9 protein-coding genes and 1 pseudogene are annotated in these 16,406 nt (G+C 62.1%); 4 read left to right on the forward strand and 6 right to left on the reverse strand.

From position 1 onward, the window contains the following. The first annotated feature begins 143 nt into the window (after positions 1 to 143). Complete coding sequence (gene cckA / locus JOH52_RS15400; RefSeq protein ID WP_010969481.1) at positions 144 to 2,753, forward strand: cell cycle histidine kinase CckA; 2,610 nt, start codon at positions 144 to 146, stop codon at positions 2,751 to 2,753. A gap of 427 nt (positions 2,754 to 3,180) precedes the next feature. Here the strand turns inward: cckA and JOH52_RS15405 are convergent, their stop codons facing one another. Both JOH52_RS15405 and JOH52_RS15410 read right to left on the reverse strand, forming a co-directional pair. After that, positions 3,181 to 4,113: a pseudouridine-5'-phosphate glycosidase gene (locus JOH52_RS15405; RefSeq protein WP_014529465.1), complete on the reverse strand. Its 933-nt coding sequence runs from the start codon at positions 4,111 to 4,113 to the stop codon at positions 3,181 to 3,183. Positions 4,114 to 4,251: 138 nt separating this feature from the next. Further along, positions 4,252 to 5,209 (reverse strand): annotated as a pseudogene (locus JOH52_RS15410) (carbohydrate kinase family protein). A gap of 333 nt (positions 5,210 to 5,542) precedes the next feature. On the opposite strand from JOH52_RS15410, the gene recA reads away from it, so the two are divergent. Beyond that, on the forward strand, positions 5,543 to 6,628 hold the full coding sequence (recA, locus tag JOH52_RS15415; protein WP_010969478.1) for a recombinase RecA: 1,086 nt from the start codon (positions 5,543 to 5,545) through the stop codon (positions 6,626 to 6,628). A 239-nt stretch (positions 6,629 to 6,867) separates the two neighbouring features. Next, positions 6,868 to 9,531 carry an alanine--tRNA ligase gene (alaS, locus tag JOH52_RS15420; RefSeq protein WP_010969477.1) on the forward strand — a complete coding sequence of 888 codons (2,664 nt, stop codon included), beginning with the start codon at positions 6,868 to 6,870 and terminating at the stop codon, positions 9,529 to 9,531. Between the two features lie 45 nt (positions 9,532 to 9,576). Here the strand turns inward: alaS and JOH52_RS15425 are convergent, their stop codons facing one another. The 4 genes from JOH52_RS15425 to JOH52_RS15440 all read right to left on the reverse strand — a co-directional run bounded on the left by JOH52_RS15425 (position 9,577) and on the right by JOH52_RS15440 (position 15,223). After that, positions 9,577 to 11,232: a SulP family inorganic anion transporter gene (locus tag JOH52_RS15425; RefSeq protein ID WP_010969476.1), complete on the reverse strand. Its 1,656-nt coding sequence runs from the start codon at positions 11,230 to 11,232 to the stop codon at positions 9,577 to 9,579. Between the two features lie 292 nt (positions 11,233 to 11,524). Then, positions 11,525 to 12,988, reverse strand: coding sequence for a DUF1254 domain-containing protein (locus JOH52_RS15430; RefSeq protein WP_014529469.1), 1,464 nt, complete (start codon positions 12,986 to 12,988; stop codon positions 11,525 to 11,527). Between the two features lie 55 nt (positions 12,989 to 13,043). Beyond that, positions 13,044 to 14,567, reverse strand: coding sequence for a DUF1254 domain-containing protein (locus JOH52_RS15435; RefSeq protein WP_010969474.1), 1,524 nt, complete (start codon positions 14,565 to 14,567; stop codon positions 13,044 to 13,046). 89 nt (positions 14,568 to 14,656) lie between these two features. After that, a complete protein-coding gene (locus tag JOH52_RS15440) occupies positions 14,657 to 15,223 on the reverse strand; it encodes an SMI1/KNR4 family protein (RefSeq protein WP_010969473.1) in 567 nt (188 codons plus the stop codon). Between the two features lie 153 nt (positions 15,224 to 15,376). Between JOH52_RS15440 and JOH52_RS15445 the strand changes: the two genes are divergently transcribed. Continuing rightward, positions 15,377 to 16,393, forward strand: a complete 1,017-nt coding sequence (locus tag JOH52_RS15445; RefSeq protein WP_010969472.1) for a helix-turn-helix domain-containing protein — start codon at positions 15,377 to 15,379, stop codon at positions 16,391 to 16,393. Positions 16,394 to 16,406 lie beyond the last annotated feature (13 nt).

The following is a 16,406-nucleotide window of genomic DNA, read 5'->3' on the forward strand; positions in this document are numbered from 1 at the left end:
GTTCCTCAAACCGGAAACGGATTGGGGATAAATCATGCGGCAATTCAAAGTATTGCAGCGGCCCTTGTGCATCCACGGGGATGTACGGCACTGCAAGCGCTCGGGATCGCGTTCGATGCGACCCGGCAGCAGGTGAGGACCCGATGACGAAATTGCGGCAGGCAGGTGACTACCAGATGCCGGTCGTTGACCGGGGCGTTCGTCCGGGAACCATCCTCAGGATCATCCTGCTTGCGATCGTCCTCACCGCGTCGGCCGCCGCTTTCGTCGTCTTCAAGGACCAGCTCGAAAACGAGATCGTGCTCGGCATTCTCGGCGTGCTGGCCATGGTCGGCATATTCTTCCTCGTTTCTTCCGTCATCGGCTTTATCGAGGTGATGCCGCAATCGCGGCCGGACGAACTGGCGCGCGCCTTCCTCGACGCGCATGAAGACGGGACGATCGTGACCGACCGCAAGGGGCGCATCATCTATGCCAACGCCGCCTATGGTGCCCTGACCGGCACCAAGAGCGCGGCAGGCATTCAGTCGCTCGAAACGATCCTGTCGCGCAACCGCGAGGCGACAGAAGCGATCTATCGCCTGACCAACGGTCTGCATGAGGGCAAGCAGGGTCACGAGGAGTTCCGGCTGCTGAAACCTCTGGCAAACGGCAAGGTGGCTGGCTCCGGCGCCCATTGGTATCGGCTGAAGGCGCGGGTATTGCCGCTCGAGGATGCGGGCAGCAATCCGCTCTACCTGTGGCAGATCGCGGATATTACCGCCGAGCGCGACGAGCAGGAGCGCTTCTTCAAGGAGCTGCAGAACGCGATCGACTATCTCGACCACGCACCCGCGGGCTTCTTCTCCGCCGGGCGAAAGGGCGAGATCTTCTATATCAACGCGACGCTCGCCGACTGGCTCGGAATCGACCTGACCAAGTTCCAGCCCGGCTCCGTCAGCATTGCCGATCTGGTCGCGGGCGAGGGGCTGGCGCTCGTACAATCGGTACAGGCGGAGCCCGGTCTCAAGAAGACCAAGATCCTGGACCTCGATCTCAGAAAGGCCAACGGCCAGAGCCTGCCGGTACGCTTGATTCATCGCGTTTCCTCGGCGCGGGACGGTGCGCCAGGCGAAAGCCGGACGATCGTGATGTCCCGGGAAGGCGACGATGGCGATCAGTCGGCGTCGAATGCCGCGATGCGGTTCACCCGCTTCTTCAACAACACGCCCATGGCAATCGCCTCGGTGGATGGAAACGGCCGCATTCTCAGAACCAACGCTCCGTTCATGAAGCTCTTCGCCGGGCTCGTTTCGCAGGACGAGGTCGAGCGCGGGGCGGTGATCGACGCTGTCGTGCATCAGTCCGAAAGAGGGCGTCTGCAGGAGTCGCTGGCTGCCGCGAAGGACCGGCAGAGCGATATCGCACCGATCGACGCGCTTCATCCCAAGGATGAGGGGCGTCACTTCCGCTTCTATGTCAATGCAGTCATCGACCAGAGCGATCAGGCGCCCGAGGAGGCTGCGATCATCTACGCCCTGGAGATCACCGAGCAGAAGGCGCTCGAAAACCAGATGGCGCAGACGCAGAAGATGAATGCCGTCGGAACGCTCGCCGGCGGCATCGCCCATGATTTCAACAATGTCCTGACGGCCATCCTGCTTTCCGCCGACCATCTCCTGCTGTCGGCGCGGCCGGCGGATGCGACCTTTGCGGATCTGATGGAGATCAAGCGTAACGCCAACCGGGCAGCCGTGCTCGTTCGGCAACTGCTCGCCTTCTCGCGCAAGCAGACGATGCGTCCGACGGTGCTCAATCTCACCGACGTTATCGGCGATCTCAGGATGCTCGTCGACCGGATGACCGGCACCAACGTCAAGGTCGAGGTGGACTACGGCCGCGATCTCTGGCCGGTCAAGACGGACCTCGGCCAGTTCGAACAGGTGCTCCTGAACCTCGCCGTCAATGCCCGCGACGCCATGCCTGCCGGCGGGATCATCACGCTTAGGACACGCAATCTGCCGGCGAGCGAAGTGGCGGCGCTTGGACGTCGCGAACTGCCCGAGGAAGACTTCGTCATGGTCGAGGTGTCCGACCAGGGTACCGGCATTCCGCCGGAAATCATGGACAAGATTTTCGAGCCCTTCTTCACCACGAAGGATGTCGGCAAGGGCACCGGGCTCGGACTGTCGATGGTTTACGGGATCGTGAAGCAGTCCGGCGGCTATATCTATCCCGAGTCGGAGATCGGTAGCGGGACGACCTTCCGCATCCTGCTGCCGCGCCACGTCGACATTCCCGAAACGCAGGATGAGGACGCGTCCGCAGCGCAATCCGCGGCGCCGGCGAGGAGCGAACCGGTTGCGGTGCCCATGCCTCGGGCCGAGCCTGCCGATCTTACCGGGGATTCCGCGGTCGTGCTGCTGGTCGAGGACGAGGAAGCGGTGAGGCGCGGCGGCAAGCGCATGCTGGAGACGCGCGGCTATACGGTTCACGAAGCGGGATCGGGTATCGAAGCGCTGGAGATCATGGACGAACTCGACGGCGCCGTGGATATCGTCGTGTCCGACGTCGTGATGCCGGAAATGGACGGGCCGACGCTGCTGCGCGAGCTGCGCAAGACGTATCCGGACCTGAAGTTCATCTTCGTATCCGGCTATGCCGAAGATGCTTTTGCGCGAAATCTGCCGGCCGACGCGAAGTTCGGCTTCCTGCCGAAGCCCTTCTCGCTGAAGCAACTTGCGGTCGCCGTGCGCGAGATGCTCGACAGCTGACAAGGCTTCTCCTCTGAACTATGCGGCGCGAATGCCCCTCATCCGCCTGCCGGCACCTTCTCCCCGCAGGCGGGGAGAAGGGACAAGCGGCGCCAACCGAACCCCGCATTCACCGCCCGCCCGAGGGAGCGAGCGGGCGCGGCATATCCCTTCTCCCCGCCTGCGGGGAGAAGGTGGCGGCAGCCGGTTGAGGGGCAATCCCGACCGAGTGGGGTTGAGGCGGTTGGGTTCGCGAGGGATCCCTTTCATGAGCAGTATCCGCCGCACCGGCGCGCAAGAGATATATGCATGCCGTAGATTTTCGATGGGGAGAAGGGGACAAGCGGCGGCGCAGCGGATCCCCTTCGCCCCGCCTGCGGGGAGAAGGTGCCGGCAGGCGGATGAGGGGGAAAGTGGGCCGAAAGGCCCAATTTGCCTTACCGTTGCGTCAATCGTTAGCAGCGAGAGCGACGGCGATCCCGGCGGCAAGGCGTGCATTGTTCTCGACCAGCGCGATATTGGTTTCGAGGCTGCGCCCGTCCGTCAAACGGAAGAGGTTGTCGAGCAGATACGGGGTGACCGCCTTGCCGGAAATCCCCTCGCTCGCCGCATTGTCCAGCGCGCGGGTGATGTAGATCTCCATCTCCTCGCGCGGGATTTCGCTTTCTACCGGCACCGGATTGGCGACAAGCATTCCGCCGTCGATTCCGAGCAGGTCGCGCGTCCGCTGGAAACTGGCGATCGCCGCCGGGCTGTTCAGCATCAGCGGGCTCTTGAGGCCGGATTCGCGCGACCAGAAGGCGGGGAAGTTCTCGCTGTCATAGGTCACGACAGGAACACCGCGCGATTCGAGCACTTCGAGCGTCTTGGGAATGTCCAGAATGGCCTTGGCGCCGGCGCAGACGACGATGACGCCGGTACGTGCGAGTTCGTCGAGATCCGCCGATATGTCGAAGCTCTGTTCCGCCCCGCGGTGAACGCCGCCGATGCCGCCGGTCGCGAAAACCCGGATGCCGGCGCGGGCGGCGGCGATCATCGTTGCGGCAACGGTCGTGGCGCCGGTGCGGCGTTCGGCGATCGCAAAGGCGAGGTCGGCGCGCGACAGTTTCATGGCGCCCTGCGTTTTCGACAAAGCCTCCAGTTTGGCATCGTCCAGACCGATATGCAGGACCCCGTGGATCACGGCGATGGTTGCGGGCACGGCACCCTGTTCACGGATGATCGCCTCGACGCTGCGGGCCATGTCGAGGTTGCCGGGATAGGGCATGCCATGCGTGATGATCGTGGATTCCAGCGCGACGATCGGCGCACCTCGTTGCTTGGCGGCTGCGACTTCATCTGAATATTCCATCGGCAGGGACGGGGAGGAGGGTTTGGTCATGATCGTTTCCTTGATTGATGACATCCTCGACGGCAAAATTGCTCGGGGATGCCTGATCGATTCCGGTGCCTGGAGCAGAGGATGCGGAAGTACCGCTCGCATTCCGTGCCGCGCGGCTCCCGATTCAGCCGCCAAATCTCATGACAGCATTTCCGTTTCCGGCACAAGCTGCAGAACCTGCTCCAGCATGTCCTGCGACATCTCGTCGGAAGCCGCGAATGGCGAATGCAGCGTTATGACGGCGGCCGCCATGCCGAAGCGAAGGCAGGCGGAAAGGTCCGCACCTGCAAGCCGGGCGGCGAGAAAGCCCGAGGCGAGCGCGTCGCCGGCGCCGGTGACGTCGGCAAGTGCTGAAAGAGCCGGCGGCGTAGCGAGGCAGGCACCCTCAAGATCAAAGGCGACCGCGGCCCGGCCTCCGCGCGTCACGACACCGCCGGAAAGACCGGCAGAGCGCAGCAGCAACGGCCATTCCTCGGCGGTCGCGGCCTCGGTTCCGGTAAGCGCGCGCGCTTCCGCCTCGTTCATGAACAGGAAATCGAGCCCGTCGAGACAGTCGCGGTAGCGGACCACCTTTGCAGGCGAAACGGCGATACCGGCACGTAGCGGGCAGAACTTCGCAGCGGTGCCGATGAGGGCCGCCAAGGTCTCCTGCGGCAGATTGGCGTCCATCAGCACGAGTTCGCTCGCAGCCAAGATCTCGCGCGTCGCCCGCTGCTGCAGCCGGCGCGGCGTAAACAGAGTATAGAGGTCCATGTCCGCGAGCGCGATGACGAGGTTGCCGTCGTTTTCGAGGATTGCCGTATAGCTCGGCGTCTTGCGATCGAGAAAGGTGAAGGGGCGGTCGATCACACCGGCAGCTTCCGCAGCGGCCGCTACCGTGTCGCCGGCGGGATCGCCGCCCCGCGGGCTGATCATCGTCACGCGATGGCCGAGGCGCGCGAGATTTCTCGCGGCATTGAAGCCGCCGCCCGGCTTCCTCGAACCAAGCGCCCAGATTGCTCGCGCCCGGTGCCGTCGCGCCGCTGATCCGGCCGCGCCTGTCGATATGAGCGCCGCCGAAAACGGCAATGTTCTGCGACTTCACCTGTGCTTGCATCTGGTCCTCGATGAAGGGCGGAGAAAAGGTGGCGAAGTCTCTCTTCCGCCGGCATTCCGATCTATCGTTTCGGACTACCTTTTAGGGCTTTGTCCGGATTTGATCCATCGTGAATCACGAGCGAATCGGGGCGGCGCGTGAAAGCCGGCATGCGTTGACGCGCTGCCTGTGGATACAGTGGATGAAAGGCGTGAACAAGAATCGAACGTGATGAAATATGGCAAGCGTTTTCAATCACTTGACGTGCCATTGCCAAGTTGGAACAAAACATGTACAAAAAGGCTTGCGGCGGCTTCATTGCCTCGATAGCTCCAATAACCTAAAGGTGGACCAATGGCACAAAATTCTTTGCGGCTCGTAGAGGACAAATCGGTGGACAAAAGCAAGGCACTTGAAGCGGCTCTTTCCCAGATCGAACGTTCGTTCGGCAAGGGATCGATCATGAAGCTCGGAGCGAAGGACAGCGTAGTTGAGATCGAAACCGTCTCCACCGGTTCGCTCGGCCTCGATATCGCGCTCGGCATCGGCGGCCTGCCGAAGGGCCGTATCATCGAGATCTATGGTCCGGAAAGCTCGGGCAAGACGACGCTGGCGCTGCAGACCATTGCCGAGGCACAGAAGAAGGGCGGCATCTGCGGCTTCGTCGATGCCGAGCATGCACTCGATCCGGTCTATGCACGAAAGCTCGGGGTCGATCTCGAAAATCTCCTGATTTCGCAGCCTGATACGGGCGAGCAGGCGCTGGAAATCACCGATACGCTGGTCCGTTCGGGTGCGATCGACATTCTCGTCATCGATTCGGTGGCCGCACTCGTGCCGCGCGCCGAAATCGAGGGCGAGATGGGCGACAGTCTGCCGGGCATGCAGGCGCGCCTCATGAGCCAGGCGCTGCGCAAGCTTACGGCATCGATCTCCAAGTCGAACTGCATGGTGATCTTCATCAACCAGATCCGCATGAAGATCGGCGTGATGTTCGGCTCGCCGGAAACGACGACGGGCGGCAATGCGCTCAAGTTCTACGCTTCGGTGCGCCTCGACATTCGCCGCATCGGTTCGGTCAAGGAGCGCGAGGAAGTGGTCGGCAACCAGACCCGCGTCAAGGTCGTCAAGAACAAGATGGCACCGCCCTTCAAGCAGGTCGAGTTCGACATCATGTATGGCGAAGGCGTTTCGAAGACGGGCGAATTGATCGATCTCGGCGTCAAGGCGGGCATCGTCGAGAAATCGGGCGCCTGGTTCTCCTATAACAGCCAGCGGCTCGGCCAGGGACGGGAAAACGCCAAGCTCTTCCTGCGGGAGAATCCCGAACTGTTGCGCGAAATCGAAACGGCTCTGCGGCAGAATGCCGGTCTCATCGCCGACCGGTTCCTGGAGAATGGCGGGCCGGAAAGCGACGGCGACGAAGCCGCCGATATGTAATCGGGAACAACCGTCTCGTTGAAGCATGCAAAACCGGCCGTCGTCACCTGCGGCCGGTTTTTTGCTGCCCGCTGGACAGCATGATATGCGAACGATAAAAGCCTGTGGTTCCGACGGCTCGGCCGGCGGAAAGCGTGACTTGATTGAACGCGACGCGCTTGATGCGCGGGGGTGAAGAGTGCGGCTGGGAGCCTGGAGAGATCGGGCTGCCGCCGGAGTGTACACAGATAGGACGCAAGATGAGCGGCGTGAATGAAATCCGGTCGATGTTCCTCGACTATTTCCGCAAGAACGGTCACGAGATCGTGTCGTCCAGCCCCCTCGTGCCGCGCAACGACCCGACATTGATGTTCACCAATGCGGGCATGGTGCAGTTCAAGAATGTGTTCACCGGCCTCGAGCAGCGACCCTATTCGACCGCGGCGACGGCGCAGAAATGCGTGCGCGCCGGCGGCAAGCATAACGACCTCGACAATGTCGGCTACACCGCCCGGCACCACACCTTCTTCGAGATGCTCGGCAATTTCTCCTTCGGCGACTATTTCAAGGAGCGCGCGATCGAGCTTGCCTGGAACCTGATCACGAAGGAATACGGGCTCGATGCCAAGCGTCTGCTCGTCACGGTGTACCATACCGACGACGAAGCCTTCGGCCTCTGGAAGAAGATCGCCGGCCTGAGCGACGACCGCATCATCCGCATTGCGACGAGCGACAACTTCTGGGCCATGGGAGATACCGGTCCATGCGGTCCGTGCTCGGAAATATTCTACGATCACGGCGACCATATCTGGGGCGGACCTCCCGGCTCGGCCGAGGAAGACGGCGATCGCTTCATCGAGATCTGGAACCTCGTCTTCATGCAGTACGAGCAGATCACCAAGGAAGAGCGCGTCGACCTGCCGCGGCCCTCGATCGACACGGGCATGGGGCTGGAGCGCGTCGCCGCCGTGCTCCAGGGCCAGCACGACAATTATGACATCGACCTTTTCCGCGCCTTGATCGCTGCTTCCGAAGAGGCGACCGGCGTCAAGGCCGAAGGGGACCGGCGCGCGAGCCATCGCGTGATCGCCGACCATCTGCGTTCCTCGGCCTTCCTGATCGCCGACGGGGTTCTACCGTCGAACGAAGGCCGCGGTTACGTGCTGCGCCGAATCATGCGCCGCGCCATGCGCCACGCACAGCTGCTCGGCGCGCGGGATCCGCTGATGTGGAAGCTCCTGCCGGCGCTCGTGGGCCAGATGGGCCGGGCCTATCCGGAACTCGTCCGCGCCGAAGCGCTGATCTCGGAAACGCTGAAGCTGGAGGAAACGCGCTTCCGCAAGACCCTGGAGCGCGGCCTCAACCTTCTGGCGGAGGCTTCGGCCGATCTTTCCGAAGGTGACCAGTTCAACGGCGAGACGGCCTTCAAGCTCTACGACACCTATGGTTTCCCGCTCGACCTCACCCAGGACGCGCTGCGCGCCAAGGGCATTGGGGTCGATACGGACGCATTTACGGCGGCCATGCAACGGCAGAAGGCCGAGGCCCGTGCCAACTGGGCCGGTTCCGGCGAAGCCGCGACCGAGACCATCTGGTTCGAGCTCAGGGATAAACACGGCGCGACCGACTTCCTCGGCTACGACACCGAGTCGGCCGAAGGGGTCATCCTGGCAATCGTCAAGGACGGTGCCGTCGTCGAGTCCGCTGCCAAGGGCGAGAACGTACAACTGGTTTTGAACCAGACGCCCTTCTACGGCGAATCCGGCGGCCAGGTGGGCGACACCGGCGTTATCACCACCGAGACCGGCAAGCTTACGGTGACCGACACGCAGAAGCGTGGCGAAGGGCTCTTCGTCCACTATTGCACCGTGGAGGAAGGCAGCGTGAAGACCGGCGAGGCGGCCGCCTTGACGGTCGACCATGCGCGCCGTGCGCGCCTGCGCGCCAACCATTCCGCGACGCACCTGCTGCACGAGGCGCTGCGCGAGGTCCTCGGCACCCATGTTGCCCAGAAGGGCTCGCTCGTCGCGCCTGAGCGCTTGCGCTTCGACGTCTCGCATCCGAAGCCGATGACGGCCGAGGAGCTGAAGATCGTCGAGGAGATGGCAAACGAGATCATCGTCCAGAATACGCCGGTCGTCACACGGCTGATGAGCGTCGACGATGCGATCGCCGAGGGCGCCATGGCGCTCTTCGGCGAGAAGTACGGCGACGAGGTGCGGGTCGTGTCCATGGGGCAGGGCCTTCGCGGCTCCAAGGCCGGCAAGCCCTATTCGGTCGAGCTCTGCGGCGGCACGCATGTGTCCGCCACGGGCGATATCGGCCTCGTCCGCGTCGTCTCGGAGAGCGCGGTCGGAGCGGGTGTCCGCCGGGTGGAAGCGCTGACCGGTGAGGCGGCGCGCGCCTATCTCGGTGAACAGGACGAACGGGTGAAGACACTCGCCGCCGCACTCAAGGTCCAGCCTGCGGATGTTTTAGGTCGGGTCGAGGCTCTCCTGGACGAGCGGCGCAAACTGGAGCGGGAGCTTACAGAGGCGAAGAAGAAGCTCGCGCTTGCGGGCGACGGCCAGAACGGTTCCGGGGATGCCGCCCGCGACATCGGCGGCGTCCGTTTCCTCGGCAGGGTGGTATCCGGGGTCGAGCCGAAGGATCTGAAGAGCCTTGCGGACGACGGCAAGAAGTCGCTCGGTTCGGGCGTCGTCGCCTTCGTCGGCGTCAGCGGCGACGGCAAGGCAAGTGCCGTCGTGGCAGTCACCGACGACCTCACTTCGAAAGTAAGCGCCGTCGATCTGGTGCGCGTCGCTTCGGCGGCACTTGGCGGCAAGGGCGGTGGCGGACGCCCCGACATGGCCCAGGCGGGCGGCCCGGACGGCGGACGTGCAGCAGAAGCGATCGAGGCTGTTGCGGGCGCGCTCGCCGGTTAAGCCGGGGGCGCGCTGAACTTCTGGAGGGCGCTGCGGCGCCCTTTTTCATGGCACCCGTTCGGTCCGGATGGTGTCCAGCGCTGCTGCGACCGAGGCGCGCATCATCACGCGCGGCGGCCGGACGTGGTGCTGATAAAGCGCGCGGCGCACCTGCGATCTCGCACCGGTGATGATGAAGCGCACGCCGGTTCGTTCCGCTTTGCGCAGCGTACCCTCGATGACATTGGCAGCGGTGGAATCCATGAAGGGCACGTCGGAACAATCGAGAATGAAATTGCGACGCTGATCGGCGATGCGATCGAGAACGGTCCCCACGGTTGCGGCCGAACCGAAGAAGAAAATCCCGGAAAGGCGATAGATCACCGTGTCCGGATCGTCGGCGATTACAGGACGTTCGTCGCCATTCTCCTGCCTCTGAGCGGAGAGCGGCCGGGCCTCCTGCACGGAGATGCTCCTTGCCATGCGATCGATGAAGAGCACGGCGCCCAGCGCAAAGCCGACGACGATACCCTCCGTAAGCTCGCGAAAGACGACGATGAGGAAGGTGGCGAGCAACACGACCGCATCCCCGTAGGAGGACCGCAGAAGCGCCATGAAGGCCGGTTTCTCGATCATGTTCCAGGCGACGATCGCAAGCACGCCGGCGAGCGAGGCGAGCGGTATATAGCTCGCAAGCGGAGCGGCGAGGAGCATGAACAGCAGAAGAAAGGCGGAATGAAGAATGCCGGAAACGGGGCTCGTCGCGCCGGCACGCACATTCGTGGCGGTGCGGGCAATCGTCCCGGTAACACAGATGCCCCCGAAGAGCGCCGAGCAGATATTCGCGGCTCCCTGCGCGACCAGTTCCACGCTGGAGCGGTGACGGCGCCCGGTCATGCCGTCGGCAACGACTGCGGAGAGAAGCGATTCGATCGCGCCGAGGAGCGCGAAGGAAAGGGCATCCGGAAAGACGGCAGCGGCCTTTTCGAGCGAGAGCGGCGGCAGGGCGGGTAGCGGCAGTCCGCGCGGAATGCCGCCGAAGCGGCTGCCGATCGTTTCCGTCGGCAATTGCAGCAAGGCGACGAAGGTGGACGCCGCGGCAACCGCGATCAGCATGCCCGGCCAATGTGGCCGCACGCGCCGCAGCGCGAGGATGATGCCGACGGTAAGGGCTGCGGTCAGCACCGCCGCCCAGCTGACGGTTCCGGCGGCTTGGGCAAGGGCCGCGACCTTGTCGACGATGGGGCCCGGTTCCGCACCCGCGAGCGTCAGGCCGAAGAGGTCGCGCAGCTGGCTCGCAAAGATGATCACCGCGATTCCCGCAGTGAAGCCGACCGTAACCGGATAGGGGATGAACTTGATGTATCGCCCTAGCCTGAGATAGCCAGCGGCGATCAGCATGAACCCGGACATGAGGGTCGCGAGCAGCAGGCCGTCGACGCCGTGCCGCGCAACCGTGGCGGCGACGAGCACGATGAAGGCACCGGCGGGGCCGCCGATCTGGACTCGGCTGCCGCCGAGGAGCGAAACGAGAAAACCGCCGACGATCGCGGTGTATAGCCCGCGGTCGGGCGTGACGCCCGAGGCGATCGCGATCGCCATGGAGAGCGGCAGTGCGACGATCGCAACGGTCAGACCGGCGAACGCGTCTGCTTTCAAGCGGGCGGCACCATATCCTTCCGCAAGAATGCTGACTGTTTTCGGTACGAGGGAGTCGGGCATAGGCGGGCTTTCCGGATGCCGCCACGTTGGCGACATCGGACGTGGCGGACGCCCTCAGCCTATCTGAGTCGCAGTTCCCTACAAGGGGATCGAACGCAAGGGAGGTGCTGATCACACCATCAGGGCAGGGTAGATCCGGAATCGAATGCCGCAGCAGAACGCTGCGGCAACGACGGGCATATGTGGACGACGCCGGATGTCAGATTGCCTTTCGGGGAGGCGCGGGGGCCTTTCGGGCTCGGCCTGAGTGGTCATCGAGCCAGAGTCGCCGACCACTCAGGTCACCATCGAACTAATTGACCTTCTCGATATCAGGCAGCGACCAGGATTTATCGAAGAAGGGCTCGGTCGGTCCGTAGAACCGGAAATACGCGAACCATCCCTTGTCGGCATTTGTCTGCACCCAGTTCGCCTCGTGACCTTTCGGTGCAGTGGGACCGAAATATACGTCAATCGATCCATCTTCGTTTTTTACTATGTCTTCTTTTCGCGACGAGATGTCCGGCCGTCCCTGTTCGGTGACCGGCATCTGCCGGGTCGACTCGTCGTAGGCCGTCACAGACCAGAAGCCCTTGGCCGGCGGATCGGCAGGGACATGAAGCCGATAGTTGTTCTCGCCCGAGAGCCATGCGTCGTCTGCATCCTTGTAGGAGGCTATGTACCGCTGGCCGACGCCCGGAGTTTGGGTGAGCATTGCCTTGGAGATCACGACCGCTTCGTAGAACCAGGCAGCACGCTCATCGAGCTGGTCATAGGTGTTGGCCTTCTGGTCGGTCGCAACCACAAGCGCATGTTTCCAGTTCGTGCCCTCCCAGAAGGGCGGTTCGACGCGCTTGTCTGTCGTATTTACCTTGGCCATGGCTTCGCCGACGATCGCGCCGTCCTGAAGAATCTTCTTCTGGCGTTCGTCGGGTTGATAGGGTTTCCCTTTCTCAATGCCGAGGAACTTCAACTGCGCCATCATGAAGCGATCACGCTCTTCGACGGGTTCTCGTTGAATGACCTCGTTCAGGCTGTCCCAATAGGCCATTCCATGGGGCGGCATTTGGGTCCACTTGACGTCTCCCGCAGCGCGCACGGGCATCGGCTCGCCAGTTCCGTCAAGCGTCCAGGTGTAGGTCTTGATCTGCGGGATGAGTTCTGCAATTGCCTTTTCCTTGTCGGCATCGAGCAGGCGGAACCCCGCCAGCACGTCCCGGCTCGTGGATTGGATGACAAAGTATCCCTCGGCCTCCACCGGGCCGTATCCGGGCGGGAGGATCAGATACTTTCCGCCCTTGCCCATATCCGGGCCGACCACGCCTAGATCGGCCATGACGCGCTGCCACTGGTCAAGCACCATGCCTGCAATCAGCCCCGGCGGTACAACCACGACCATCGGCCCGGATTCTTTGAGATCGATGAACGTCGCGATGTAAGGCGTGGTGTAGTTCGGCGTCAAAATGCCAAGCTTCTCGGCAAAATCGAGATAGGAAAGCATTTCACCGTTCTTGGCCTTGAAGACGTTGAAATGGGCCTTTCGCCATTCGTTGAGGCCGACGGCAGGAATGCCCCACAGGTAAGCTTGCGACGCTCGCTGGAAATCCATTTCGTCGTAAAGCTTGGCCACGGTTTCCTTCGAGGGGTAGCCGCTCTCGAATGTCAGTTTGCCGATGCGGGTATCGAGTTCGTCGGGCGTTTCCTGAGCATGAGCGCCAATGCCTGCCACGCTATAAAGCAGGGCGGCAGTCAGGGTCGTGCGGGCAAATCTTCTCATTGCAGCCTCCATCGAGGGTTCGGGATTCACGGGTGCGCTTGTCGGGGTCGATGACCTATTCAACCTTTTCCACGTCCCCGGGCTTCCAGGTGCCATCGATCGCCGCTTCGGCCGGAGCATAGAGGCGAAGGATCGCGAAGAAGCCTCGCCCCGGCACGGTTGCCAGCCAGTTGCCCTCCTTGCCCGCCGGTGCTTTCGGACCAATGTAGATGTCGGTACTGCCATCTTCGTTCTGCGCCGGCTTGTTGAGTTTGCCGAGCGAGGGGAAAGGCTGGCCGTTATCGAGGCCGGATGCGTTCTCCGCCTCGTAAAGCGTCACGGACCAGAAGAGTTCTGCCGGAATGTCCTTCGGCAGATTGACCTTGTAGCTGTGCTCGCCATCGAGCGGATCGCCGTCAGCGTCCTCGAAAGCGATCATGTAGAACGCACCCTTGCCGGGTGTCATCGACACCATGCCGGGGCTGATCGAGTAGTAGTCGGTAAAGAACCAGGCGCGGGCGTCCAGTTCCCTATAGTTTCCGTTGCTTACAAGGAAGCTCAGGTCGATTCCTGCATTGGGCCAGCGCCCGCTCAGATTGTTGATGGGATTGAGCCAGCGCCGATCCTCGTAAACCCGGAAGTCCGCGCCGGCGATACCTTTTTCAAAGCCGGTCACGCGGCTCATCTTGTAGCCGGTCTTGGCGGCGGCATCGAGGATCGCGCGCGTTTTCTCGTCCGGCGAGAATGGCTGGTTGGCGGCAATGCCGATGCTTTTCAGCATGCCGAGCCAGTCGGGATCCGCCAGAACAGCCCCCTCTACATCCAGGAGACTCTTGATCTGTTCGAAGGCGCTCACATCGGCGCGGGGAAGCATATTGAGTGAACGGCCCGATGCGTCCGGAAACTCCATCGGTTTCGCCGTCTGCTCTTGCCCGAGCGGATAGATTTTCGATTTTTTAATCACCTCGACTGCCGGCTCGATATTGTCGAGCGACTGGTAGAACGAGCGAAGAAAAATGAAGACGCTGTTCGTCCCCGAGCGGTAGACGTAATAGCCTTCGGGCACATCGCCCTTGTATCCTGGCGGAAGCAGCAGGAACTTGCCGCCTTTGCCGCCATCGGGCCCCGGCAGACCGACGTCGCCTGCAAATTTGCCGCTGTCTTCCGGGATAGGTCGCTGCCAGAAATCGAGCAGAATTCCCTGCAGTTTCTCCGGCGATTCAAAAACCAGCGGCCCGGTTTTCGACAGGTCCGCAAAGGCCATGCCGTAGATGAGGTCCGAGTTCGGCGTGGTGACGTGGGTCTTTGCGTCCAGACGTTTGGTCCAGATCGGCATGACGTTGTAGCCGGTGCCGAAGGCCTCCTCCGCGCCGACTTTCATGCCGAGCGTGTTGATGAGCGGCAATGCCCAAAGATAGGTTTGCGTGGCCCGCTGAAACAACAGCTCGTCTTTCAGCGTCTGAGCCGTTTCCGCAGTGGGCCGATTTTTTTCGAACGGCAGATTGGCGATGCTGTCGAAACGCGACTGATCTGCGAAGGCGGCGCTCAACGGCGCAAGCGACAGGCCGATGGCAGTGGTCAAAGCAAATAGGTGTTTCATCTCGATGGCTCCTTACTTGGCCTTCACGATGCCTCCTCCGGGCTGGAACCCCGGATACGGGAAACATCGACGTCGCTGCTGCACTCGTTTCAATCACTTAACCCGTCGTACCCGTCGTCCAACGCCCATCGCCCGGTGCTGACCCCATTCGCAATCCGCGAAAGGAGCTCGGCGATGCTTTGAGCAACCACAGGGCGATCGGCTTCGTCATAGAGAAACCAGATGATCTGGCCGTATCCGTTGGTAAGTTCGGGACGAAGATCGATACAGTAGTGATCGCCGCGCGGGCTGCCGAAGAGCGGAAGCCAGTTTGGAGACCAAACCATCGTTCCTAGAAATTGCCGGCCGTCGCCGCGGGAAGGATAAACTTCGCCCCCATATCGCAGGCAGAGGTCTTCCCAGGCAATGAGGACAAGATCGAGCGGCAACCACCGTTGATTGAGGTATAGGGCGGGGCTGCCTGCGGGCTGTCCATCATGGGCGGCGTACAAGCGTCGGATATCCGGAGGTAACCTTCTCCCGAATTTGGCCTCGACCCGCTGGATGGTCCCGCAATCCGCGCCGGGTCTCACGAAGGGCAAGCGATCGGGGTGGTGGCGGGCAACCCAGGTATCGATGCGTTTCAGTGCAAGCACGGGTTCAAGCTGGTTCGGCATGGGGTCTCCATGGAGGCGCTAAACTCTAGGTCTTGCCCATCCATCGAATTTCGCGTCGAAGGATATGCGCGCTCCCACTATCCTCAAGACCACGTCCGTGCCAAAAATTGGCTGAGCGTGCCAATCTGGAAGAAACTGTAGGACGAATTTCCTATGAGTGGTTCGGCTATTGAGAGCACCCATTTCTCCTGCCGGGATTTCGATGTCTGGCGGGAGAGCATCAACGTCGTCTTCGACGTCGAGCGGCGTTCGCAAGACGGCAACAGGCCGTTCACGGCGAGCGTCGAGGCTTTCCAGTTGGGCGACATGGTCGTAACTGATGCGGTTCTCGGTGCGCAACGCTACGTGAGATCGTCCGCACGCGTGCGGCGGGACGGCATGGATCACTTTGTCCTCAATCTTTATAGGACGGGTGGCTGGATAGCTGAAACGGCAAGAGGCGAGTTTGAAGGAAGAGCGGGTCAGGTGTCCGTGCTCGACCTTTCCTGTGAACTGATCAGCGATGAACCGGACTGTCACCTCGTTGCAATGTTCCTGCCGAGGTCGCTGATAGAAGACCGGCTTCCCAATTTGGGAGGCCTCCACGGTTCGGCTCCAACTGGCCCCTACGCCATGCTCCTGGCCGAATATCTGGACATGCTGGCACGGCGATTGCCGTTCTTGCACTCTGGAGACGAGACGGCTCTGGCAGGAGCCGCATGCCAAATGCTTGCGGCCTGCCTGGCTCCGTCACTTGCCAATGTCGAAGCGGCGCGCCCCGGTCTTGAACTGGTGCTGCTACGTCGCGCGAAGCGCTATATCGAAGGTCATCTAAATTCCAGCGCGCTGAACATCGATGCGATCTGCAATATCGTCGGCGTGTCCCGCAGAACGCTTTTCAGATTGTTCGAACAGGAAGGAGGCGTGCTTCACTACATCCAGGGCCGTCGGCTGGAGCGAATCAGAGCCGTTCTGTCGGACCCCAACGAAACGCGTCGCATTTCCGACATTGCTGCGGAGTTTGGATTTTTGCGTGGCGATCACTTTGCTCGGGCATTCAAGCACCAGTATGGGGAGACCGCGCGGGAGATAAGAGAGCACCAGAATTTGGACGATCGTCGCGACACCTCGTCGGTGCAGCAGAGCCGACGTCAAGGGTTTGACGACTGGATACGGCGGCTTCCGTCGTAGCCGCGCAAGGTGA

It is taken from the genome of Sinorhizobium meliloti, assembly GCF_017876815.1.
GTDB lineage: Bacteria > Pseudomonadota > Alphaproteobacteria > Rhizobiales > Rhizobiaceae > Sinorhizobium > Sinorhizobium meliloti.